Annotated in this window: 21 protein-coding genes; 13 read left to right on the top strand and 8 right to left on the bottom strand. The window is 59.5% G+C overall.

The window, feature by feature from the left end; genetic code table 11:
* Position 1: 1 nt before the first annotated feature.
* Complete coding sequence (locus Q1A34_RS17825; protein ID WP_300037485.1) at positions 2–1114, bottom strand: tricarboxylate transporter; 1113 nt, start codon at positions 1112–1114, stop codon at positions 2–4.
* A 128-nt stretch (positions 1115–1242) separates the two neighbouring features.
* On the opposite strand from Q1A34_RS17825, the gene Q1A34_RS17820 reads away from it, so the two are divergent.
* From Q1A34_RS17820 to Q1A34_RS17795, 6 genes are all read left to right on the top strand, one after another.
* The gene (locus Q1A34_RS17820; protein ID WP_300037483.1) at positions 1243–1911 is read left to right on the top strand and encodes a response regulator transcription factor; all 669 of its coding nucleotides are present in this window, start codon (positions 1243–1245) and stop codon (positions 1909–1911) included.
* Complete coding sequence (locus Q1A34_RS17815) at positions 1908–3281, top strand: sensor histidine kinase (protein ID WP_300037480.1); 1374 nt, start codon at positions 1908–1910, stop codon at positions 3279–3281. Before Q1A34_RS17820 ends, Q1A34_RS17815 begins: the two co-directional genes overlap by 4 nt.
* Positions 3282–3390: 109 nt before the next feature.
* Entirely contained in the window at positions 3391–4293 is a 903-nt protein-coding gene (locus Q1A34_RS17810; protein WP_300037477.1) for a metal ABC transporter substrate-binding protein, read from the top strand.
* Positions 4294–4342: 49 nt separating this feature from the next.
* On the top strand, positions 4343–5215 hold the full coding sequence (locus Q1A34_RS17805) for a manganese/iron ABC transporter ATP-binding protein (protein ID WP_300037582.1): 873 nt from the start codon (positions 4343–4345) through the stop codon (positions 5213–5215).
* Positions 5215–6096 (top strand): metal ABC transporter permease, encoded by an 882-nt coding sequence (locus tag Q1A34_RS17800; RefSeq protein ID WP_300037579.1) that lies wholly within the window; start codon positions 5215–5217, stop codon positions 6094–6096. Before Q1A34_RS17805 ends, Q1A34_RS17800 begins: the two co-directional genes overlap by 1 nt.
* Entirely contained in the window at positions 6096–6947 is an 852-nt protein-coding gene (locus Q1A34_RS17795; protein ID WP_300037474.1) for a metal ABC transporter permease, read from the top strand. Before Q1A34_RS17800 ends, Q1A34_RS17795 begins: the two co-directional genes overlap by 1 nt.
* A 200-nt stretch (positions 6948–7147) precedes the next feature.
* Here Q1A34_RS17795 and iolG read toward each other — a convergent pair whose 3' ends face one another.
* From iolG to iolD, 5 genes are read right to left on the bottom strand one after another with little or no spacing between them, the layout of a single operon-like run.
* Entirely contained in the window at positions 7148–8137 is a 990-nt protein-coding gene (iolG, locus tag Q1A34_RS17790; RefSeq protein WP_300037471.1) for an inositol 2-dehydrogenase, read from the bottom strand.
* Complete coding sequence (locus Q1A34_RS17785) at positions 8131–8970, bottom strand: class II fructose-bisphosphate aldolase (protein ID WP_300037468.1); 840 nt, start codon at positions 8968–8970, stop codon at positions 8131–8133. The genes iolG and Q1A34_RS17785 overlap by 7 nt, the downstream gene beginning before the upstream one ends.
* Entirely contained in the window at positions 8967–9809 is an 843-nt protein-coding gene (locus Q1A34_RS17780; protein WP_300037465.1) for a 5-deoxy-glucuronate isomerase, read from the bottom strand. The genes Q1A34_RS17785 and Q1A34_RS17780 overlap by 4 nt, the downstream gene beginning before the upstream one ends.
* A gap of 13 nt (positions 9810–9822) precedes the next feature.
* Positions 9823–10800: a 5-dehydro-2-deoxygluconokinase gene (gene iolC, locus Q1A34_RS17775; protein ID WP_300037462.1), complete on the bottom strand. Its 978-nt coding sequence runs from the start codon at positions 10798–10800 to the stop codon at positions 9823–9825.
* Complete coding sequence (gene iolD, locus Q1A34_RS17770; protein ID WP_300037459.1) at positions 10800–12671, bottom strand: 3D-(3,5/4)-trihydroxycyclohexane-1,2-dione acylhydrolase (decyclizing); 1872 nt, start codon at positions 12669–12671, stop codon at positions 10800–10802. The genes iolC and iolD overlap by 1 nt, the downstream gene beginning before the upstream one ends.
* A 120-nt stretch (positions 12672–12791) precedes the next feature.
* Between iolD and Q1A34_RS17765 the strand changes: the two genes are divergently transcribed.
* The 4 genes from Q1A34_RS17765 to Q1A34_RS17750 all read left to right on the top strand — a co-directional run bounded on the left by Q1A34_RS17765 (position 12792) and on the right by Q1A34_RS17750 (position 16508).
* Complete coding sequence (locus Q1A34_RS17765; RefSeq protein WP_300037456.1) at positions 12792–13895, top strand: Gfo/Idh/MocA family oxidoreductase; 1104 nt, start codon at positions 12792–12794, stop codon at positions 13893–13895.
* Between the two features lie 20 nt (positions 13896–13915).
* Positions 13916–14809, top strand: coding sequence for a TIM barrel protein (locus Q1A34_RS17760; RefSeq protein WP_300037453.1), 894 nt, complete (start codon positions 13916–13918; stop codon positions 14807–14809).
* A gap of 12 nt (positions 14810–14821) precedes the next feature.
* Positions 14822–15955, top strand: coding sequence for a Gfo/Idh/MocA family oxidoreductase (locus Q1A34_RS17755; RefSeq protein WP_300037450.1), 1134 nt, complete (start codon positions 14822–14824; stop codon positions 15953–15955).
* A 139-nt stretch (positions 15956–16094) separates the two neighbouring features.
* On the top strand, positions 16095–16508 hold the full coding sequence (locus Q1A34_RS17750; RefSeq protein ID WP_300037447.1) for a DUF4440 domain-containing protein: 414 nt from the start codon (positions 16095–16097) through the stop codon (positions 16506–16508).
* 208 nt (positions 16509–16716) lie between these two features.
* On the opposite strand, the gene Q1A34_RS17745 is transcribed toward Q1A34_RS17750, so the two are convergent.
* Positions 16717–17718 carry a LacI family DNA-binding transcriptional regulator gene (locus Q1A34_RS17745; RefSeq protein ID WP_300037444.1) on the bottom strand — a complete coding sequence of 334 codons (1002 nt, stop codon included), beginning with the start codon at positions 17716–17718 and terminating at the stop codon, positions 16717–16719.
* 179 nt (positions 17719–17897) lie between these two features.
* On the opposite strand from Q1A34_RS17745, the gene Q1A34_RS17740 reads away from it, so the two are divergent.
* The 3 genes from Q1A34_RS17740 (at position 17898) to Q1A34_RS17730 (ending at position 20820) form a co-directional block, all read left to right on the top strand.
* Entirely contained in the window at positions 17898–18848 is a 951-nt protein-coding gene (locus tag Q1A34_RS17740; RefSeq protein WP_300037441.1) for a sugar ABC transporter substrate-binding protein, read from the top strand.
* Between the two features lie 78 nt (positions 18849–18926).
* Positions 18927–20039: an ABC transporter permease gene (locus Q1A34_RS17735; RefSeq protein ID WP_300037438.1), complete on the top strand. Its 1113-nt coding sequence runs from the start codon at positions 18927–18929 to the stop codon at positions 20037–20039.
* Between the two features lies 1 nt (position 20040).
* Positions 20041–20820 (top strand): ATP-binding cassette domain-containing protein, encoded by a 780-nt coding sequence (locus tag Q1A34_RS17730; RefSeq protein ID WP_300037435.1) that lies wholly within the window; start codon positions 20041–20043, stop codon positions 20818–20820.
* Between the two features lie 15 nt (positions 20821–20835).
* Here Q1A34_RS17730 and Q1A34_RS17725 read toward each other — a convergent pair whose 3' ends face one another.
* Positions 20836–22017, bottom strand: a complete 1182-nt coding sequence (locus Q1A34_RS17725) for a phytanoyl-CoA dioxygenase family protein (RefSeq protein ID WP_300037433.1) — start codon at positions 22015–22017, stop codon at positions 20836–20838.
* Between the last annotated feature and the right edge of the window lie 169 nt (positions 22018–22186).

Genomic DNA, 22186 nt, shown 5'->3' with positions numbered 1-22186 from the left:
CTCAGTTCAGCGAAACGCCATAGCGTTCCTGGAGCCAGCCTGTGACAAAGTCTTTGGCTGCCTGAGGCACCTGAGTGGCCGACGCCAGCGCACCGGTGGCGGCCTCTCCTGTCATCTGCGGGTATTTGCCCAGACGCCCGCCAGAGATTTCTGCGAAATCCGCGCGTGCCTTCACAGCTTCAAAAGCGGCTGTGTAGGTAACTTTGGCATCCTCAGAGGCACCTGCGGGCAGGAACACCATCTTTTGTGCGGGGAAACCTGCAATAAAGAAGGCCTTCCAGGCATCCCACTGCTCGCCGCTTGTTTCGCAGCCTTCTGTCGCCTCGCAAACCTCTTTGAACGTCGGCATGTCCGGGAATGTCGGGTCGCGGACGATGTTACCATCTGCGTCCAGTGCGCCCCATGACATCATCGGCACAGCTGTACCGTCTTCGACCAGAGGCGTCACACCTTTCAGGTACGAAGAAGACGTCTGATAATCGATGTTCGCCTCGCCGCGTTCAAACATCAGACGGCCGTCACCACGACCCTTGATGCCGAACACAGGCTCGACATTCAGACCCAGCATTTCCCAGGCCAGCAGCGGCACAAGGTCAAGACGGGTCGCGCCCTGGCTGCCATAGATGAAATCTGTCTCGCGCAGGGCAGAGGCATCCATCCCATCCATCTGACCGGCCAGATCCGGCGGCAGATAGGCGACACCGCCCGTGCCGGACGCCAGAACCACTTCCCAGTCGTTGTATTCATAACGCACCCGCGGGTCGCCCAGCAGATACGGGAACTGTGTAGAGCCGGAAGATCCGAAAATCAGCGTGCCTTCGCTGTCTTCGTACTTTTGCTCCTGGAACCAGTTCGCACCCTTTGTCGAGCCCGCGCCCGGCATGAACTTGACCACAACGGTCGGATTGCCCGGCAGTGCTTCGCTCAGCAAAGGTGCATAAAAGTTGGCCCATTTGGCGGATCCGCCCGTTTCAGAGAATGGAATGACCCATTCTACTGTCTTGCCGGACAGGTCGATGCCGTGACCGCCTGCGGTGGCGCCTGATGCCAGCCCTGCTGCCGCTGCCGCGACAAGACCCATCGCCACGCGGCGCGTGGTTTTCGAAATTCCCATGTTTTCCTCCCATGTAACGTGAACAGATGTCGTTCACGCCCCGTTTTCTGAGCAGGTGATTCCTGCTTCGGTGCCTCTTTGTGCCCCAGGAAGCTTGCATCAAGCCTTCATCAGGGAAAAAATACCTCATGCGGATCACACTGGTCGAAGACAACACAAGCCTGCGCAAAGGCATTACCTACCGGCTGGAGGACGACGGACATTCTGTCGATGCACTGTCGGACGGTTTGCAGGCGTCCGATTTTCTGCGGCAGGAAGACAGTGATCTGGTCATTCTGGATATTAACCTTCCGGGTCAGAGCGGGCTGGATGTATTGCACGGCATGCGCCGGCGGGATGATCCGCGCCCGGTGATCCTGCTCACAGCCCGGTCGGGCACCGAGGACCGTGTGCGGGGCCTTGATGCCGGCGCAGATGACTATCTGGTCAAACCCTTTGCTATGGATGAACTGGCCGCGCGGGTGCGGGCCCTGGCACGGCGCCGGCAAGCGGCCCCACAGCGCAGCATTCCGCTGGGAGACCTCACGCTGGGGCTGGAACCGCTGCAGCTGACCTCAGGCGAAGGCGCCGTTGAAGTGCCGCGCCGCGAACTCAGTGTTCTGGAGGCGCTGGCCGCGGCACAGGGCAGCGCGGTCAGCAAGGACCAGCTGCTGGATCACGTCTATGGCACGGGCAGCGAGACCGACGAGCGGGTCATCGAGGTCTACGTCTCGCGGCTGCGCAAGCGGCTGGCCAGGTATGATCTGCGGATCTCGGTGCAGCGGGGCATAGGTTACGCGCTCGAGCTGCCCGAATGAACCGCAGTATCTCTCTGCGGGTCCGCCTGACCGCAATCATTCTGCTGCCGCTGATGACCCTCGCCGTTCTCGCCGGTCTGTGGCAGCTCGGGAATGCCCGCCGTACCGCCGCAGAGGTGTTCGACCGCGGGCTTCTGTCCGCAGCGCTTGCCGTGGCCAATGACGTCGCCATCTCTGAGGGGGACGCGCTGTCGCCGCGGACCAGCGACATTCTCGAAAGCACGTCCGGCGGGCCCGTGTTCTATCATGTGTATGCCCCGGATGGCGTCATCGTGGCAGGCTATGCCACCCCGCCGGTGGGCATCCCCACGGACAGAAGTGAGGCCGCCCGGCCCGCATATTTCAACGCGATGTACCTCGGGCGTTCGGTCAGCGGCGTGCGCGTTCAGAACCGTACCGAAATCGATGGGTTCGCGGGTATCTTCACAACAACGGTCTGGCAGGACAGCGCGCTGCGGGCCGCTTTTGTGCGTGATCTCGTCATGCGCTCGTTCATCGCGATCTCGACGCTGATCCTGTCGCTGGGTCTGATCGTCTGGTTTGGCGTCAGACTGGGCCTGCGCCCGCTGCTTGACCTGGAAAATGCCATAGGTGCGCGGTCGGGCAGTGATCTCTCGCCGATCCGCCGGGCGGTCCCGACCGAAGTCGGTGGTATTGTCGCGACCCTGAACCGGTTGCTGGGCCAGGTATCCCAGACGATGGCGGCACAATCGGAATTCATCGGAAACGCTGCGCACCAGCTGCGCAATCCCATTGCCGGTGTGCTGTCGCTGGCAGAGGCCGTGGTTGCGGCCAGTGACAAGCGACAGGCCACCGCCCGGGCCGGGGATCTGCTGGAAGCAACACGTCACCTGGCGGATCTCAGTCAGAAGCTGCTGATGCTGGAGCGTGCTGAATCGCTGACGCCGCAGGCCGCGTTCGAGGAGATTGACCTTGGCGCTGAACTGGCCGGCTGGGTCGAAGCCGCAAAGGCCGGTATGCCGCCGGGGGTCACTCTCAGCTGGGAAGCCGACAAAGATAACCCATGGGTTACCGGTGACGTCACCATGCTGCGCGAGGCTTTGTCCAATCTGGTGGACAACGCCTTGCTGCACGCAGGCCCGGATCTGACCACCATCCGGGTCAGCGTGCGCCGCGAGGACGGGCAGACTGTCTTATCCGTCCACGACAACGGACGGGGGTTGTCTGAGCAGGACCTCTCCCGCGCCATGCAGCGTTTCGTCCAGGTCTCGGAGACCTCCGTCAACGGCCTGGGCCTGTCGATCGCGGAAGCGGTGGCCAAAGGCCATGGCGGGGAATTCAGGCTGTCCACGAGCGGTGGCGGCGGGCTGACGGCGTCCCTGCACCTGCCCACCCGGGGCGCGGGCTGACATCCAGAGGCAGCACCGGCGGCTTTGCGGTCACTTCGTCAGGCTTGACAGTTGCGAGTGATTTGCATTTACAAGAAGCAGCCTTATGTCTTCTGAAAGGAGACTGCTGATGCTGACAAAAACGTTTTCACATTCCATTGCCGCCGGCCTCATCGCTCTGTGCGCGAATACGGCACTGGCGGATGAAAAAATGAAGGTCGTAACGACCTTTACCGTGCTTGCGGATATGGCTGCCAATGTCGCGGGCGATGCGGCCGAGGTTGTGTCGGTCACAAAGCCAGGCGCGGAAATTCATGGCTATGAGCCGACACCGCGCGACATTGTCCGTGCCTCGGACGCTGATCTTATTCTTTGGAACGGGATGAACCTGGAACTGTGGTTCGAGCAGTTTCTGTCCAATATGAAAGACGTGCCCTCTGCCACGCTGACTGAGGGCATCGAGCCCGTTTCCATCGCATCGGGCAGCTATGAGGGTAAACCGAACCCCCATGCCTGGATGGGTCTCGACAATGCGCTGATCTATATCGACAACATCCTGAAGGCGTTCAGCGCACAGGACCCCGATAACGCTGCCATCTATCAAGCCAACGCCGAAGCCTATAAGGCACAGCTGCGCGAAACGATTGCCCCGCTGCGGCAGGCCGTGGCAGCCATCCCGGAGGAAAAGCGCTGGCTTGTGACCTGTGAGGGCGCGTTCAGCTATCTTGCCCGCGACTTCGGCCTCAAAGAACTGTACCTCTGGCCCATGAACGCGGACCGTGTCGGCACACCGCAACAGGTCCGGGCGGTGATTGACGGGGTCCGGGAAAACGATATCCCCGTCGTTTTTTGTGAGAGCACAGTGAACACCGCACCCGCTGAACAGGTCGCGCGTGAGACCGGTGCATCGTTCGGTGGTGTGCTTTATGTAGACAGCCTGAGCGCCGCCGACGGGCCGGTGCCGACCTATCTCGATCTGCTGACTGTGACCGCTCAAACCGTTGCCGACGGCCTGACCGCTGCCGCCGAATGACGCCTGACCCCTGGGAGCCGACATGCACACAGAACCCGATGTGACCACGATGCAGGCGACAGCGGTGCCGCCCGCCCCGGGCATATGTGCACGCGATGTGACGGTCACATACCGCAACGGGCACACGGCCCTGTGGAATGCGAGCTTTGAGATACCGCGTGGCACGGTGACGGCCCTGGTCGGTGTGAATGGTGCCGGCAAGTCGACACTGTTCAAAGCGGTTATGGGATTTGTGCCCGCAGCAAGCGGCCAGATCGAAATCCTTGGCCTGACCGTGCGCGAGGCTTTGCGCCGGAACCTTGTCGCCTATGTCCCCCAGTCCGAAGAGGTTGACTGGGCCTTTCCGGTGCTGGTCGAGGACGTGGTGATGATGGGCCGGTACGGGCACATGGGGTTTCTGCGCAGGCCGGGTCCGGCGGATCACGCCGCCGTCGACGAGGCCCTGGCCCGCGTGAGCATGCAGGAGTTTCGCCACCGGCAGATCGGTGAGTTGTCGGGGGGCCAGCGCAAACGGGTCTTTCTGGCCCGCTCGCTTGCTCAGGATGGCCAGGTCATTCTGCTGGATGAACCGTTCACCGGGGTCGACGTGAAAACCGAAGAACAGATCATCTCCCTGCTGCGTGAATTGCGGGACGAGGGGCGCGTAATGCTGGTGTCGACGCACAACCTCGGTTCGGTGCCTGAATTTTGTGACCGCACGATCCTGGTGAAAGGCACTGTTCTGGGGCATGGCCCGACCGACACCACCTTTACCCGCGAAAACCTGGAAAAGGCCTTTGGCGGTGTGCTGCGCCACTTTACCCTCGGTGGTACAACCCTGCATGACGATGACGATGGTCGTCAGGTCACCATTCTGACCGACGATGAACGGCCCTTTGTGCAATACGGCGAAAAAACACAGCGGACCGAGGACCGGTCGTGATCGAGACGCTGTGGGAGCCGTTCACCTACGGGTACATGACCAGGGCGATGTGGGTCTCTGCCCTGGTTGGCGGGGTCTGCGCCTTTCTCTCTGCCTATCTGATGCTGAAAGGATGGTCGCTGATCGGCGATGCGCTGTCCCATTCGGTCGTACCCGGTGTCGCGGGCGCCTACATCCTGGGGCTGCCCTTTGCGCTGGGTGCTTTCATTGCCGGCGGGCTTGCCGCGGGTGCGATGCTGTTTCTGTCTGAACGGTCCGGGCTGAAACCCGATGTCATTATCGGTCTGATTTTCACGTCCTTCTTCGGGCTGGGACTGTTCATCGTGTCAATCAATCCGATGGCCGTCTCGGTCCAGACGATCACCATGGGCAATATTCTGGCCATCACACCGCAGGACACACTGCAACTGGCCATCATCGGCTTTGTCTCGCTGGCGGTGCTTCTGACGCGCTGGAAAGATCTGATGGTCACCTTTTTTGACGAAAACCACGCCCGGACAATTGGCCTGAACCCGGGCAGGCTCAAGGCGATGTTCTTTGTTCTGCTGTCCGCCAGTGTTGTTGCCGCAATGCAGACGGTCGGGGCTTTTCTTGTCATCGCCATGGTCGTGACGCCGGGGGCCACAGCCTATCTGCTGTGCGACCGGTTTCCGCGCCTGATTGTGGTGTCGGTGATCATCGGATCCGTGACGTCGTTCTTTGGTGCCTATATCAGCTATTTTCTCGATGGTGCGACCGGTGGCATCATCGTCACCCTGCAGACGCTGATCTTTCTGACGGCATTTCTGCTGGCCCCGAAACACGGGCTGCTGGCCAGCCGCCGCCGGGCCCGTTCGGCTGTGACGGCGGATCGCGCGGACGCGCTGCAGGAGGCCGGGTGATGGACGTGCTGCTCCAGCCTTTCACCTTTGCCTTTATGCAGAACGCCTTTCTGATCGGGCTGATCATCTCTGTGCCGACGGCGCTGTTGTCGTGTTTTCTGGTGCTCAAAGGCTGGGCGCTGATGGGGGACGCCGTCAGCCATGCTGTGCTGCCCGGGATCGTTCTGGCGTATATTCTCGGGCTTCCCCTGCTCATCGGAGCCTTTGTCGCGGGAATGATCTGCGCGGTTGCCAGCGGCTGGCTGGCAGACAACAGCCGGGTCAGGCAGGACACGGTGATGGGCGTTGTATTCTCGGGCATGTTCGGGCTTGGGATCGTGCTTTATGTGGCGGTCGAGACGAGCATACATCTCGATCACGTGCTTTTCGGCAACATGCTGGGCATCGAAGGCCACGAAATCAGAACGGCTGGCATTATCTCCATCCTTGTGGGGGGAGCACTTGTTCTGAAATGGAAAGACCTGCTGCTGCACAGTTTTGACCCCGCCCAGGCCCGCGCTGCGGGGTTGCCGGTATACTGGCTGCACTACGGTCTGCTGGCGGCCATGTCTCTCACGATTGTCGCGACACTCTCGGCCACGGGTCTTATTCTCGCCATCGGTCTGCTGATCGCGCCCGGGGCAATCGCCTTCCTGCTGGTGCGGCAGTTCTCGACCATGCTCTGGGTTTCGGTGTTGATCTGTGCGGGTTCAATGGTCGCCGGAACCTACCTGAGCTTTTTTATCGACAGCGCCCCTGCACCCACAATCGTTCTGATCATGACGTTTGTTTTTGTTCTGGCATTTGTGCGCCGCATCCTGCTGACACGGCGCAACTCTGCTCAGAAAGTCGCGGCTGGTCACACCGGCTGACGCCGGGGAGAAAAGGCAACCGCTCGTGGACCCTGGCGCCACTGTCACTGGCCGGTTACCAGAACAGGGGCGATGCAGTCTGTGACGCCGATTTCATAATCAGATGCCGGGCGTGGCCGCCATCCCAGCATTTATCACCAGTGAATCCGCGCAGCCTGCGATGTTCCTGATTGCGCTGCCAGGGCCCGCGCCACAGCCCTTCAAGCCAGCACGACCGCGACGCCCTCCTGCCACGACTGTGTCGCCGCGTCGGCGAGCATCTGGGCGCGCAATCCGTCGTGAATATCCGGCGTCATGGCCGAGCCGTTTGTGACCGCATCCACAAAGCTGGCCATTTCCGCGCGGTATGCGGCTTCGTAGCGTTCCAGGAAGAAATACCGGGCGGGTGCGGTGCGGAAACCCGTCTCTGTCGCGGCTTCGACATTGTTTTCAAGAATGTTTGAAGCCCGCAACAGACCCTTTGCGCCATGCACTTCGACCCGCTGATCATAGCCATAAACCGCACGGCGCGAATTGCTGATCTGACAGATTTTACCGCTGGCCGTGGTCAGGGTGACCGCGGCTGTGTCCACGTCGCCGGCCGCACCGATTTCCGGATTTACCAGCGCGCTGCCAACCGCAAAGACCTGCACCGGCTCTTCGCCCAGCAAAAAGCGCGCCATATCCAGATCGTGGATCATCATGTCGCGGAAAATACCGCCTGAGCTGCGGATATAGCTGATCGGTGGCGGGGCCGGATCGCGCGACAGGATGGTGATCAGTTCCGGCTCTCCGATTTCTCCGGCGGCTAGGCGCGCCTGCAGATCGGCAAAACCGGGATCAAACCGCCGGTTGAACGCCGTCATGAACGGCACGCCTGCGGCCTCGACGGCTCTGATGCAGTCGCGGATGCGGTCTGCAGACATGTCCACCGGCTTTTCACAAAAGATTGCCTTTCCAGCCGCGGCAGCCGCGTGGATGAGATCGTAATGCGTATCCGTAGGGGTGCCTATGACGACGGCGTCGGCATCTCCCGTATCGATCAGCGCTTCACTGCTCATCACTGACGCACCGGTTTCAGCGGCGAGGGCCTCTGCTGCAGCGGGAACGGCGTCTGAGACGGCGGCAACCCTTGCACCACTCAGGCGCAAAATTGTGCGGGCGTGCACCTGACCGATGCGGCCACAGCCCAGCAATCCAATGTTCAGCACTGGTTTTCTCCCTTAAATCCGGCAAGGACCCGGCGCGTGGCCGCAACAAGCGGATCATGCGTGTCCCTGAGAATGGTCACACGGTCAAACCGCGCAGGGTCACTGTTGACCGCATCCCGCAGTGCCGCGCCAAAAGCCATGCGCAGCTCGGTTCCGACGTTGAACTTGCAGATGGCGGAACCACGCGCCAGCGCGCGGCGCTGTTCCAGCGGAACACCGGACCCCCCGTGGATCACCAGAGGCACGTCTGTCAGCTGCTCGATGGCTCGGATGCGCGGCTCATCCAGACCGCCTTCTTTGTTTTCCTGCAGATGCACGTTTCCGGCGGACACTGCCATCGCATCCACACCTGTCCCGGTCGCAAAACGCGCGGCTTCTGCAGGGTCGGTGCCTGCGGATGCCTCGCCACCTGAATACCCGACAAAACCGATCTCGCCCTCGCAGGAGATACCGGCGGCATGCGCCATATCGGCAATCGCCTTTGTCTGCGCGATGTTCTCTTCAAGCGGCAGACGCGAGCCGTCAAACATCAGGGATGTAAACCCGCTGTCCAGCGCCTCTTTGCACTCGTCAAAAGTATAGCCGTGGTCCAGATGGGCTACGACCGGCACGGAGGCGTTTTCCGCCAGGTGGCGGAACATCGCGCCCAGAACCGGCAGAGGTGTGTGCGCCCGACAGGACGGCCCTGCCTGCAGGATCACGGGCACATTCTCAGCCTCGGCAGCGGCGACATAGGCCCGCATATCTTCCCAGCCCAGCGTGACAAGACCTGCCACGGCATATCCGTCCCGCAGAGCGGGTTGCAGCACGTCTGCCAGCGTCGCGATCGTCATTTGAACTTGGCCACCATGTCCTTGATGCCCGGAATGGTTTCGACCTGATACGCATGGGTCGGCTGGAAAAACTGCACCAGGCTGCGTTGTGACAGGCCGCCCAGAATGGTGAAATAATACATCTCGTACCCCGGCATCACCGCGCAGGGGTGATAGCCTTTGTCGATGCAGATCGTGGAGCCGTCCATCAGCTGGTAAGCGTCTCCTGGTTTGCCCTCTTCACGCTGGAGAATCTGGACGCCGGAGCCATGGTTCGGGCGGAACCTGAAGTTATAGGTCTCGTCATGGCGCGTCTCGTGGGGGAGATTGTCGGTATCGTGTTTGTGCGCGGGAAAGCCGGACCAGCCGCCCTGCCCCACAGTAAAGAGTTCCGAGACCAGCAGCCTGCCCACCTTGTCGTGCTGCTTTTGCCCCAGAATATGTTTGATTTTGCGGTGCGTTTTGGTGTCATCGGACCCGTATTGCACTTTGTCGAGCTCTGCCACGCGCACGTCAAAAGGCTCCAGTACCTTATCGTATTTTGCACCGGCGATGAAGGTTTCGGTGTCATCTGAAACACAGGCAATCCGGACTTTGGCGCCCACGGGAACGTAGACGCCCTCCGGCTCGCCGTCCCATACATCCGTGCCCCGGTTGCCGAGTGCCGAAAAGGACACACCTTCGACTTCGACATCTACTGTTCCGGTCGCAGGAACGATGCAGGTCTCATAGCCCGGCACCTGGTATTCAAAGCTCTGACCTTTTGTCAGTTTGACAATGTTGAAGTAGTTCAGCGGGACCGTCGGATCCTCTGCATCCACAATCGGTTTGTTCTGGTTGTCATGGGGCGCGATATGCATTGGGATCTCCTCCTCAGGGCTCTGTTGGGCCGGGATGCGATTTCAGAAACTCTTCCAGTTCATCGGGAAAAGGCATGGCGGGGGCGCAGCCGGGGCGTGCGACAACGATGGAAGCACAGGCGGAACCGCGCAGCACGGCCTCTTTCATGGGGCGGCCCTCGGACAGTGACGCAAGGAATCCGGCCATAAAGCTGTCGCCCGCCCCGGTCGGTTTGACGGCCTCAACCGGATAAATTCCGGTCGGTATCTCATCGCCACCGGCAAAGGTGACAGCACCTTCGGGGCCTTTTTTATAGATCACGATCTGCGCGGACGACCGGGCGAGCGCGCGTGCTTTTGCCAGACCCTTGTCTATGTGCCCGGCCATAAATCCGAATTCTTCATCGTTGCCGACAATGATGTCTGCCATGGCGCCGGCACGGCTCAGAACCTCTTCGGCCACCTGTGGGGACGGCCAGGAATAGGGGCGGTAATCCACGTCGAAAATAATGGGCAGACCAGCTTTGTGCGCCAGTTCAAAGGCACGGAACGCCGCGCTGCGCGACGGCTCGGCGGCAAATACGGTGCCAGCGGTGATCAATGCGCCATATGCGCTGTAATCCACGGCCTCGACATCCGCGACGGACATCTGAAAATCGGCCGCGTTGTTGCGGTAGATGACGGACTGGTGCTCCTCTACCCGCGTCTCATAGACAGCCAGTGACGTGCGGTATTCGCCGGTCACGCGTTTTACATACCGCCGGTCAACACCGTAGTGATCGAGCTGCCCCTCGCAATACCACCCCACCGCGTCATCGGACACGGATGTGACCAGAGCAGCAGAGCAGCCGAATTTGCAAAGACCCGCCGCGATGTTAGCGGACGATCCGCCCATGCCAACGCGCATTTCGGTCGCCTCACGCACACGGGTGCCCGGCGGGTCCGGGAAAAAGTCCATCCCGACACGGCCCACAACGACAAAGTTACGTTTTTCCAGCGCAGCCTGCAGCATCACACGCCTTTCCGCTGGCGCACGCGCGCGCTTTCCCATTCTTCATGCGCGGCGCGGACTTTCTCTGATGTGGAGGTATGCGGCGTGCCGCACTCCCACCAGGTGTGGCCTTCGGTCGTCCAGCCTTCGTAGGCATCAACCTTCATCACGATGACAGAGGTTTTATCCGCAGCCTGCGCCCGTTTAAAGGCCTCGCCCAGCTCTGCCGGGTTGGCAACGGTTTCTGCGTTGGCCCCCATCGCGGCGGCATGGGCCTCAAAGTCTACGCCGAAAGCTTCCGGCACGGTGGGCGCATCCGCGATCAGGTTGTTAAAGCTTTCGTTGCCGGTGTTGTTCTGCAGCTTGTTGATTACGGCAAAACCGCCGTTGTCGAGTACAAGAATGATCAGTTTCTTGCGCGTCAGAACAGATGAATAAATGTCCGAATTCATCATCAGGTATGAGCCGTCTCCGACGAACACGACCGTATCCCTGTCAGGTTCCCGTTCGGACTGTGCAATCCGCGCCCCCCAGGCGCCCGAAATCTCATACCCCATGCAGGAAAACCCGAACTCCACATCAACGGTTCCGGCATCCAGTGTACGCCAGTTCGCAGTGACCTCTGCGGGCAGGCCACCCGCTGCCGCAACCATACGGTCCCGTTTGTGGCAGAGTGCGTTCACAACACCGATGGCCTGCGCGTAAGAGTTGGGGCGGTTGTCTCCATACGAGACGTTTTCAGCAACATAAGAATCCCAGACGGCGCGGTGCGACTGTGCCTTGCTGACCCAGCTTTCCGGCGCGCTGTATCCGGACAAGGCCGCCGCCAGGGCCTGCATCCCCACCTTTGCGTCGCCGACCACAGGCAACGACAGGTGTTTGCCTGCATCGTGGCGCGCCGCATTCAGCGAAACAAACCGCGCCTCTTTGCTGAAGGCGGTCCAGGATCCGGTTGTGAAATCCTGCAGGCGTGTGCCCACGGCCAGGATCACATCAGCTTCTGCCGCTATTGCGTTGGCGCTGTCCGAACCGGTGACCCCGACAGGGCCGATGTTCAGTGGATGCGTGGCAAGCAGATTGGCACGCCCGGCAATAGTTTCCACGACGGGGATGCGGTGCGTTTCTGCGAGGTTTTTCAGCTCGTCCACAGCGCGGGAGTACTGGATGCCGCCGCCTGCGATGATCATCGGTCGCTGCGCGGTCCGAAGAAGGGCCACCGCGTCACTGATCTCGTTTTCATCCGGCATCTGCCGCCGGATACGGTGCACCCGTTTTTCAAAAAACTCATCGGGGTAGTCGTATGTCCAGCCCTGGACATCCTGTGGCAGGCCAATGAACGCAGGGCCGCAGTCTCCGGGGTCGAGCATTGTGGCGAGTGCCGCTGGCAGCGACTGGATCACCTGTGCGGGGTGCATGATCCTGTCCCAGTAACGGCTCACCGGTTTGAAGGCGTCGTTCACACCGAATGTGGGGTCGTTGAAATTCTCCATCTGCTGCAGCACCGGGTCTGGCAGACGCGTGGCATAGGTGTCCCCGCACAAAAGCAACATGGGCAGGCGGTTGGCATGGGCCAGGGCCGCAGAGGTGACCAGGTTCGACGTGCCCGGCCCGGCAGACGCCGTGCAGAACATGAACCGCTGGCGCAGCCACTGCTTTGCATAGCCGGCGGCAGCAAAACCCATGCTCTGCTCGTTCTGTCCCCGGTACAGCGGCAGCGCGTCGCGCACGTTGTAGAGCGCCTCTCCCAGACAGGTCACATTGCCATGACCAAAGATGCCGAAACCGCCGCCGCAAACGCGCAGTTCCTCGCCGTCAATTTCAATATACTGGTTTTCAAGCCACCGGATAATGGCCTGTGCGGTCGTCAGGGTGAGAGTGTTCTGGCTGGTCATTCTCAGAGCGGTCCTTCGGGCGATTTCGGATGAGACCCATTTCGCGTCTTGCGCTGTTCAGAATCCCACGATACAAATTTTGCAACCGGTTGCAAACTGATTTTCCTGAAGGTAGCGGACGTGGCAGAAATCGGAATTGGCATTCTGGGCGGCGGATACATGGGCAAAGCCCATTCTGTCGCCATGTCGGCGGTGGGCGCGGTGTTTAATACAGCTTTGCGTCCACGGCTCGAGATGATTTGCGCCAGCACGCCGCAAAGCGCGGAACGGTACCGCGCAGCCTATGGTTTTGCGCGCGGAACAGACGACTGGCGGATTATGGTGAATGACCCGCATGTTGATGCTATTGTTATTGCCACGCCGCAGGAAACACATCGCGACATCGCTCTGGCCGCCTTTGATCTGGGCAAGCCTGTGTTTTGCGAAAAGCCTCTGGGCGCGTCTCTCGCGGACAGCCGCGACATGACTGCTGCCGCCGAGCAGGCGGGCGTGGCAAACATGACAGGCTTCAACTACATCCGTACGCCGGCAAGTCAGTACGCACGTCAATTGATTGCAAACGGTGACATCGGCGACATCACGTGGTTTCGCGGCGAGCACACCGAAGACTTTCTGGCGGACCCGGAAACGCCGGCAAGCTGGCGCACATCAGGCGACGCCAACGGCACGATGGGGGATCTCGCCCCTCATATGATCAACGCAGCACTTGCCCTGATCGGCCCGGTGACCTGCCTGATCAGTGAGGTCGAAACGGTCCATGCCACGCGGCCCGGCGGCACAGTGGACAACGATGATCATGCGCAGATGATGTGCCGGTTTGAGAATGGCGCAATGGGCCAGATGTATTTCAGCCGGATATCAACGGGGCGTAAGATGGGCTATGCCTATGAAATCACGGGTACAAAGGGCGCCATACGGTTCGATCAGGAAGACCAGAACGCACTCTGGCTGTACCGCGCAGAAGGTCCTGAGGCGACACGCGGATTTGTCAGAATTCTGACCGGGCCTGCGCATCCGGACTATGAACCCTTTTGCCAGGGACCGGGGCACGGCACGGGCTATCAGGACCAGATCATCATTGAGGCACGGGATTTTCTGCAGTCCATCGAGACCGGAGAACCGGTCTGGCCTACGTTCCGCGACGGGATGGAAGTGAACCGCATCGTCGCTGCAGCCATGGCCTCCTCCCGCGATAAAACCTGGAAAGACGTTTCCGCCTTCTGACTCTGTAAAAGGGATCCACTATGACTATCCGTATTGGCAATGCGCCCTGCTCCTGGGGCGTTGAATTTGCGGACGATCCGCGCAATCCCACATGGCAGTCTGTGCTGAATGACTGTGCGGCGGCAGGGTACAAGGGAATCGAACTGGGGCCCGTCGGCTTTATGCCCGAAGATCCGGCTGTACTGGGGGACGCACTCGCGGAAAAAGACCTTGAGCTCATTGGCGGTGTTGTTTTTCGCCCGTTCCACGACCCGAATGCCTGGGACGATGTGATGGATGGTTCGGTGCGCACCTGTAAAGCACTGGCCGCCCATGGCGCAAAGCACCTTGTCCTGATCGATTCCATTTCGGACCGCCGCGCGCCGACGGCCGGGCGGGCGGGTGAAGCCGAACAGATGGACGCATCTGAATGGGCGGCTTACCGTGACCGGATCGCACAGATTGCGCGGATGGGTACCGAAGAATACGGGCTGACGGTTGGCATTCATGCGCATGCTGCGGGCTTCATGGACTTTGAGCCGGAGCTGGAAAGGCTTCTCAACGAAGTGGAGGAGAACATCCTCAGGATCTGCTTTGATACAGGGCATCATTCCTATGCAGGTTTCGACCCCGTCGCCTTTATGAAACGCCACATCGGCCGCATTTCATACATGCACTTCAAGGATATAGATCCGGTGGTAAAGGCAGATGTGATTGCAAAGCGCACCGGGTTTTATGACGCCTGCGGCCAGGGCATTTTCTGCAACCTTGGTCAGGGCGATGTTGATTTCCCGGCTGTGCGCCAGGTTCTGCTGGATGCAGGATTTGAAGGCTGGTGCACTGTGGAGCAGGATTGCGATCCGACGCTTGACCCTGATCCGGTCGGCGACGCGCGCGCGAACCGCGAGTACCTTGAATCCATTGGCTTTAACTAAAGGACTGCTCCCATGGCAAAACTGAACTGGGGTATGATCGGCGGCGGCGAAGGCAGTCAGATCGGGCCGGCGCATCGCCTCGGCGCACAGGCGGACGGCAACTTTGTTCTTGCGGCTGGCGCGCTCGATGTGGATGCCAAAAAAGGCAAAGCCTATGCGCAGTCTCTGGGTGTAGCTGCGGACAGAGCCTATGCAAACTGGCAGGAAATGCTGGAGGGTGAGAAGAACCGCGACGACCGGGTCGATCTGGTAACGGTTGCCACGCCCAACTCGACACATTTCGAGATTACCAAAGCCTTTCTCGAGGCTGGCTTTAACGTGCTGTGCGAAAAGCCGATGACCATGACGGTTGAAGAGGGCGAGGAAATCGTCAGAACCGCCGCGGCATCCGGCAGGATCTGTACGGTCAACTATTGCTATTCCGCCTACCCGATGGTGCGCGAAATGCGCCAGATGGTTGAGACCGGACAGATCGGCAAAGTACGCCTGATCGTGACAAATTTCAGCCACGGGCATCATGGTGACGCCACAGATGCAGACAATCCGCGCGTGCGCTGGCGGTATGATCCTAGCATGGCAGGCGTGTCAGGCCAGTTTGCGGACTGCGGCATTCATGCCCTGCATATGGCAGGCTTTATCGCCGGTGACGAAGTGACAACGCTCTCCGCCGACTTTGCCTCGACCATCCCTGGCCGTGAGCTGGAAGACGATGCGATGGTCAATTTCCGCATGGCCGGCGGCACCGTCGGGCGGCTCTGGTCCTCTTCTGTTGCGATTGGTCGCCAGCATGGCTTTGACATCCAGGTCTTTGGCGAAACCGGCGGGATGCGATGGGCCTCTGAACAACCAAACCAGGTGTTCTACACGCCTTTGGGTGGCCGCACACAGATCATGGAAAAGGGCGAGGCAGGGCTGTCCGATGAAGCCGCACGTCTGAGCCGGGTGGCCATTGCACACCCCGAAGGTTTCCCCCTGGCTGTGGCGAATATCTACGTCGATCTGGCCGCTGCAATCCGGGGAGAGGCACGTCCTGCCCTGCCCACAGCCGAAGACGGCCTGCGGTCCATGGCAGCGGTCTATGCGGCCGTGGAGTCGGCCAGAGCGGACGGTGCCTGGGTGGATGCGCGACCGCCAATGCTGCGGTGATTGCGGGATTGGTTGATCAGCTGTGCGGGACAAAGCGAATTGAATGGACTTTCCGCTGAACGGCGGTTTCTCATACGCACGTAGTCGAAATCGGCTATACCTCGGCACAGCTCAGTTGTTCGGAATGCGGGAGGTTGCCATGGCTAAGAAAGAAATCGCCAACCTGATTGAAACGTATCTCCTTGCGTGGAATTCTCGCGACTTTGAAAAGATGGCTTCGCTCTTCTCTGAGCCTGCCACTTACATTGGTCCAAGCGGCAATCTTCACATTCCAAGCAAGGACGCGCTTATTTCGAAGCTGCGGCAGCAGTTTTTTGCACTCGAAGCTGAAGGTTTCGACCATACCGAGATTGAGGAAGTCGTCGTTACTATTTGCAACGAGCATGCGGCATTGGCGGAACTCAAGAACCTGCGACGACTTAAATCTGATGGCTCGGAAATCGCTGCAATCGACGCTCTGTACATCTGTGTGCTGGTGGAGGGAAGTTGGCGGCTCAGTGTTGCGATGGCTGGAGATTGCGGCTGGAATGACAAAAACGCATTGGCTGTCTGAGCCCGCACGTCTATACGAGGATGCTCCAAAAACAGCCGCTTCAGTCACACTCATGGCATTGATTTGACCGAACGCGTTGTCCTGTACCAGGAAGCTCTGGAAACAACCCAGTTTGAGCTTGGCGCATTTTGAGAGCTGGTAAAGGAATCATGCATTCATACCGGCCGCAGCATCGGACAATTCGGGCTCCAGACGGACATTCAGGCGATCAAAAACCTAACGGCCTGAGCGTCCCGCGCTCGACAATCGAACAGGGGAAAATCCGCGCTTCCGGGTAGCGGTCCGGCTCGTCCAGCATGGCCACCATCAGCTCTATGGATGAGTTTACGATCTGGCGTATCGGCTGGTGTATCGTGGTCAGGTCAATGTTCTGCCACCCGGCCATTTCCATGTCGTTCAGCCCGATCAGACCAATGTCCCCGGGCACCGAGAGACCACTTTCAGAAATCGCAGACAGGACCCCGATAGAAAGAACGTCATCCCCGCAAAAGTAAGCTTCGGCAGGTTTCGATCCAAGCAGCCGCATCATTTCGGCCCGGCCCGCATTGAATGAATACGCTTCGGCAAAACTGTGCGACAGGGTCAGTCCGCGCACCTTTTCCAGCTCGCTCATGAACCCCGAGAACCGGTCCTGCGTGGAGGTTGCGTTCTGCGGCCCGCCCAGAAACCCGATCCGCTTGTACCCTCTTTCGACCAGCGTGCGCGCGGCCATCCGACCGCATTCAACGTTATCAATACCAACAACATGCACCTGCGGCGTACTGGAATGGCGCCCGAAACTGTGCACGACGGGCACACCCGCATCCCGGAAAGCTTTTGCAAACTCGGGCGACAGGGTCGAGGACGCAACAACGGCACCGTCGACAGAATACTGCCGCAACATGCGCACGGAAGCTTCCGGATCTGTTTCGTCCGACAGATTGACCAGCAGTGGCCTCAGGCCCCGGTCCTGCAGGCCACGGGTAAAGAGATCAAAGACCTGCAGAAAAATCGGGTTGTGAAAGTTGTTAGATATCAGACCAATGAGTTTTGTCCGGCCGGTTGTCAGCGAAGACGCAAGTGCGTTTGGGCTGTAGCCCAGATCCCGCGCCGCTTTCTCAACCTTGCGCCGCATCTTTTCGGAAACCGATGCGCCATCTGTAAACGTGCGTGAAACCGCAGATCTTGAGACGCCGGCGCGCTCTGCGACTTCTTTCAGAGTTATGGCCATAGTCAGAAAAATCCCGGCCCGTATGGGCGGCCTCAAAGCACAGTTTGCACAGAGTATGAAATCGACTGAGTATTTTTGCAACCGGTTGCAAAGTAAATTCTACTGTGCTTAAGTCGACTCACAGAGGTGGCACAGGCCACTCTTTTGCCATGAAAACGGTGAAACCCGGGAGGAAACACATGACATCACTGATGAACAAGCTGGTGCTTGCGACGGCCATTGTTGCCGCACCTTTTATGACAGCACAGACCGCTGCGGCCGAAGGTGAGAAGTACATTCTCGTCAGCCACGCGCCTGACAGCGACACATGGTGGAACACCATCAAGAACGGTATTGCGCTGGCAGGCGAGCAGGTTGGCGCCGATGTTGAATACCGCAACCCGCCCACAGGCGACATCGCCGACATGGCGCGCATCATTGACCAGGCCGCGGCTTCGGGGCCCGATGGTATCATCACCACACTGGCTGACTTTGACGTGCTCAAAGGCCCGATCCAGAACGCTGTGGACCAGGGTATCGACGTGATCATCATGAACACCGGCACGCCTGAACAGGCACGTGAGGTCGGCGCTCTGATGTATGTGGGCCAGCCCGAGTATGACGCCGGCTTTGCCGCTGGTCTGCGGGCCAAAGGCGAAGGGGTGACAAACTTCCTTTGTGTGAACCACGCGATCCAGCAGCCGACAGTTGGTGAGCGCTGCCGCGGTTACGCGGATGGGCTTGGCATCGATCTTGGTGATGCAATGATGGACAGCGGCACAGACCCGTCGGAAATCAAAAACAAGGTTCTGGCCTATCTCTCTGCCAACCCTGACGTTGACGGCATCCTGACGCTGGGCCCGGTTTCTGCCGACCCGACAATTGCAGCACTGCAGGAAAACGGTATGGCTGGTGACATCCATTTCGGTACCTTCGACCTGGGTGAAGAAATCGTCAAAGGCATCAAGGCCGGCACCATCAACTGGGGCATCGACCAGCAGCCCTTCCTGCAGGCCTATATGCCTGTGGTAATCCTGGCCAACTGGGACCGCTACGGCGTTCTGCCCGGCAACAACATCAACTCCGGCCCTGGTTTCGTGACCAAGGACGGCCTGACCAAAGTTGAAGAGTTCGCCGGCGAATACCGCTGATATCCGAACTTTAAGGGGCGGCCTTCTCAACATGAGGGCCGCCCTTTTTTTCTCATTCTGCAAGCCGGGGGACACGCTATGGCAGATACAACCGATACCGATGAACGAATAAAGGAGATATCTCCTTTGCGGCAGGCGCTGATACGGCCCGAACTGGGTGGTATCGTTGGCACTGTCGCGGTTTTCACTCTTTTCGCGCTCTTTGCTTTCGACAGCGGCATGTTCAACAGCCAGGGGGTGATGAACTGGACGATCGTTTCAGCTCAGTTCATGATCATTGCCGTCGGTGCCTGTCTGCTGATGATCTCGGGCGAGTTCGACCTGAGCGTGGGATCCATGATCGGCTTCGCCGGGATGATGATCGCGGTCTTTGGCGTTGTTCTGGCCTGGCCCATGTGGATCGCCATCATCATCACGTTTGTGATCTGCTGCGCACTCGGCGCTCTGAACGGCTTTATTGTCGTCCGGACCGGGCTGCCCAGCTTTATTGTCACGCTTGCGTTTCTGTTCATCCTGCGCGGCTTTACGATCTACATCCCACAGACCATCGAACGCAAAACCATCATTGGCGGCATCCGCGATGCAGCCGAGGGCGACTGGCTTGCACCGGTTTTTGGCGGAAAAATCGGTCAGCCGCTGTTTCAGTGGCTCGGCGATGCGGGCATTATCGGTGTCTTTGAGCGTGGCTCCCGCGCCGGGCAACCCGTCGTAGATGGCATTCCCATGCTGATCATCTGGGCGCTTGTTCTGATTGTGTTCGGGCATATTCTGCTGACGCGCACGCGGTTTGGGAACTGGATCTTTGCATCCGGCGGCGATGCAGAAGCTGCACGTAATTCCGGTGTTCCTGTGAACAAGGTCAAGATTCTGATGTTCACGTTCACGGCGTTCTGCGCCACGGTTTTTGCCGTCTGCCAGGTCATGGAGTTCGGCTCTGCCGGGGCCGACCGGGGCTTGCTCAAGGAATTTGAGGCGATCATCGCGGTGGTCATCGGCGGCGCGCTGCTGACCGGCGGATACGGCTCTGTTATCGGTGCCGCTCTGGGTGCACTGATCTTTGGCGTGGTCCAGCAGGGTCTTTTCTTTGCCGGTGTGGAGAGCTCTCTTTTCCGGGTGTTTCTCGGGGTGATCCTTCTCTTTGCGGTGATCCTGAACACCTACATCCGCCGCATCATTACGGGGGAGCGCTGATATGGCTGATCCGATCATTCAGATGAAAGACATCGAAAAACACTTTGGCAGCGTTATCGCGCTGGCAGGTGTTTCGGTCGACGTCTTTGCCGGCGAGTGCCACTGCTTGCTGGGCGACAATGGCGCGGGCAAGTCGACCTTTATCAAAACCATGTCCGGTGTGCACAAACCGACCCACGGGGAGATTATCTTCGAGGGCAGACCACTCGACTTTGCCGACCCCCGGGACGCAATTGCAGCTGGCATCGCGACTGTTCACCAGCACCTGGCGATGATCCCGCTGATGTCTGTCAGCCGCAACTTTTTCATGGGGAACGAACCTTTGAAGAAGGTCGCAGGCATCAGCTTTTTCGACCATGACTATGCCAATCGGGTCACCATGGAAGAGATGCGGAAAATGGGGATTAACCTGCGCGGGCCCGACCAGGCGGTCGGCACACTGTCCGGCGGTGAACGCCAGACCGTCGCGATTGCACGTGCTGTTCATTTCGGTGCCAAGGTTCTGATCCTCGATGAGCCGACATCAGCGCTGGGTGTGCGCCAGACGTCCAACGTTCTGGCCACAATTGACAAGGTGCGCAAACAAGGCATTGCGGTGGTGTTCATCACGCACAATGTTCGTCATGCCATGGCCGTCGGAGACCGCTTTACGGTGCTGAACCGTGGCAAGACCCTGGGCACTGCAGAGCGTGGCGATATCACGCCCGAAGAACTGCAGGACATGATGGCCGGTGGCCAGGAGATGGCGACCCTGGAGGGCAGCCTGGGCGGCACCGTCTGAAAACGTCCCGTCGCCTCACGGCAGGCGGCGGGCATCCATCTGGTCCAGACGGTCGGCAAAAGTATCCGCGTCCAGGTCTTCTTCCAATGCCTGGTGAAAGAATGCCTGCTGCGTCTGCGGCGCGAGCCCGCCTGACGGTGGGTCCAGGTCCAGATTTGTGGGGAAAGAATAACCCTCTGCAACCGCAGCAATCGCCGCAGCACGCTCCGCGACGGACAGCGTACCGTTTACTGCAGCGTTGCTGATGTGCGGATACAAAAGCTTGCACATCGACGTCCGGTCCACCGTCTCCATTGCGCGCCCGAAGGGAGACGATATCTGCAACAGGTTTGCCAGTCTGTGAATATCAGACGAGATGTTTGCGCCCGCCGCATGGAAAAGCGCAGGGCTGAAGAAGAGTGCGTCCCCTTTTTCAAGCGGCAGCTGGACGCTGTTTTCCTCAAAGTACGCCCGGAAGTCTTCCAGTCGCCATGCGGCATAGCCCGGCAGATATGCCTGTGAAAACGGCAGCAGCCTGGTCGGTCCGCTTTCAACCGGCATGTCCATATGCGCGACGGCCCCCTGCAGCGTCAGTACCGGCGACAGTGCGTGTACATGCGCGGGGAACGCCGCACTGACCTCTGATGTCTGAAACCCAAGGTGATAGTCGCGATGTGCAAGCTGTGCTGCACCACCGGGATGAACAAGGTTCACCTGGGCCGTCATCTGGTACCCTTTGCCCAGCCAGGCCTCGCAGACAGCATCAATGCCCGGGCTTGCAAAGCAATGCATGAAGGTTTCGGGGTCGCGCTCACACAGCTTTTGCAGAGCATTCCAGATCCTGTCGTTTGCACCCGAGGCCGCGAAATGATCCGCGCCTTCGCCGCCGGCACTTTTTTCCGCCGCGATAATCTCTTCAAAGACCTGTGACGCCCGATCAAGCGCCCCGCTGTTTCGACAAGCGCCGCGCAAAACCAGCACGCCGGGTCCCGTCAGCAATATCCCGGCCCATTCCGCCATGAGCTGCGCGCGCGTCTTTTCATCCGCCAGATCAGCGGAGATATCATGCATCTGATAGACCGGGATGTTCTTCAGGATTTCCGCGGCGCGCGGGGCCTGTTCCGGTGTCGTTTCCTGAGCTGTCAGCGCTTTGAGATCATCCAGATTGCAGTCTTCCGGCGCGAAGTATCCCGGCTGTGCCGATACGCTGTCTTTCATTTTCAGATCTCCTGTTGCCCACAAGTTTGAACCGGGAAACCGTGACTTGGCAATTGCATAATGACCATTGGGAGTTTTATCTGAGGTGCCGCTTCACAGCACAGAATGTGGGTTGCCTTCTGGCCCTGTGAGGATCGTGATTTCTGCCTGCCCACAGTCTGCAACGGTT

This window comes from uncultured Roseobacter sp., from assembly GCF_947491795.1.
Lineage (GTDB): Bacteria > Pseudomonadota > Alphaproteobacteria > Rhodobacterales > Rhodobacteraceae > Roseobacter.
This window is presented reverse-complemented; position numbering and strand designations above follow the sequence as displayed.

What these genes read in the sequence shown, in the direction of transcription:
- Q1A34_RS17825 (WP_300037485.1), bottom strand. Translation starts at nt 1,114, where the DNA reads ATGGGAATTTCGAAAACCACGCGCCGCGTGGCGATGGGTCTTGTCGCG.
- Q1A34_RS17820 (WP_300037483.1), top strand. Translation starts at nt 1,243, where the DNA reads ATGCGGATCACACTGGTCGAAGACAACACAAGCCTGCGCAAAGGCATT.
- Q1A34_RS17815 (WP_300037480.1), top strand. Translation starts at nt 1,908, where the DNA reads ATGAACCGCAGTATCTCTCTGCGGGTCCGCCTGACCGCAATCATTCTG.
- Q1A34_RS17810 (WP_300037477.1), top strand. Translation starts at nt 3,391, where the DNA reads ATGCTGACAAAAACGTTTTCACATTCCATTGCCGCCGGCCTCATCGCT.
- Q1A34_RS17805 (WP_300037582.1), top strand. Translation starts at nt 4,343, where the DNA reads ATGCAGGCGACAGCGGTGCCGCCCGCCCCGGGCATATGTGCACGCGAT.
- Q1A34_RS17795 (WP_300037474.1), top strand. Translation starts at nt 6,096, where the DNA reads ATGGACGTGCTGCTCCAGCCTTTCACCTTTGCCTTTATGCAGAACGCC.
- Q1A34_RS17785 (WP_300037468.1), bottom strand. Translation starts at nt 8,970, where the DNA reads ATGACGATCGCGACGCTGGCAGACGTGCTGCAACCCGCTCTGCGGGAC.
- Q1A34_RS17780 (WP_300037465.1), bottom strand. Translation starts at nt 9,809, where the DNA reads ATGCATATCGCGCCCCATGACAACCAGAACAAACCGATTGTGGATGCA.
- iolC (WP_300037462.1), bottom strand. Translation starts at nt 10,800, where the DNA reads ATGCTGCAGGCTGCGCTGGAAAAACGTAACTTTGTCGTTGTGGGCCGT.
- iolD (WP_300037459.1), bottom strand. Translation starts at nt 12,671, where the DNA reads ATGACCAGCCAGAACACTCTCACCCTGACGACCGCACAGGCCATTATC.
- Q1A34_RS17760 (WP_300037453.1), top strand. Translation starts at nt 13,916, where the DNA reads ATGACTATCCGTATTGGCAATGCGCCCTGCTCCTGGGGCGTTGAATTT.
- Q1A34_RS17755 (WP_300037450.1), top strand. Translation starts at nt 14,822, where the DNA reads ATGGCAAAACTGAACTGGGGTATGATCGGCGGCGGCGAAGGCAGTCAG.
- Q1A34_RS17750 (WP_300037447.1), top strand. Translation starts at nt 16,095, where the DNA reads ATGGCTAAGAAAGAAATCGCCAACCTGATTGAAACGTATCTCCTTGCG.
- Q1A34_RS17745 (WP_300037444.1), bottom strand. Translation starts at nt 17,718, where the DNA reads ATGGCCATAACTCTGAAAGAAGTCGCAGAGCGCGCCGGCGTCTCAAGA.
- Q1A34_RS17740 (WP_300037441.1), top strand. Translation starts at nt 17,898, where the DNA reads ATGACATCACTGATGAACAAGCTGGTGCTTGCGACGGCCATTGTTGCC.
- Q1A34_RS17735 (WP_300037438.1), top strand. Translation starts at nt 18,927, where the DNA reads ATGGCAGATACAACCGATACCGATGAACGAATAAAGGAGATATCTCCT.
- Q1A34_RS17730 (WP_300037435.1), top strand. Translation starts at nt 20,041, where the DNA reads ATGGCTGATCCGATCATTCAGATGAAAGACATCGAAAAACACTTTGGC.
- Q1A34_RS17725 (WP_300037433.1), bottom strand. Translation starts at nt 22,017, where the DNA reads ATGAAAGACAGCGTATCGGCACAGCCGGGATACTTCGCGCCGGAAGAC.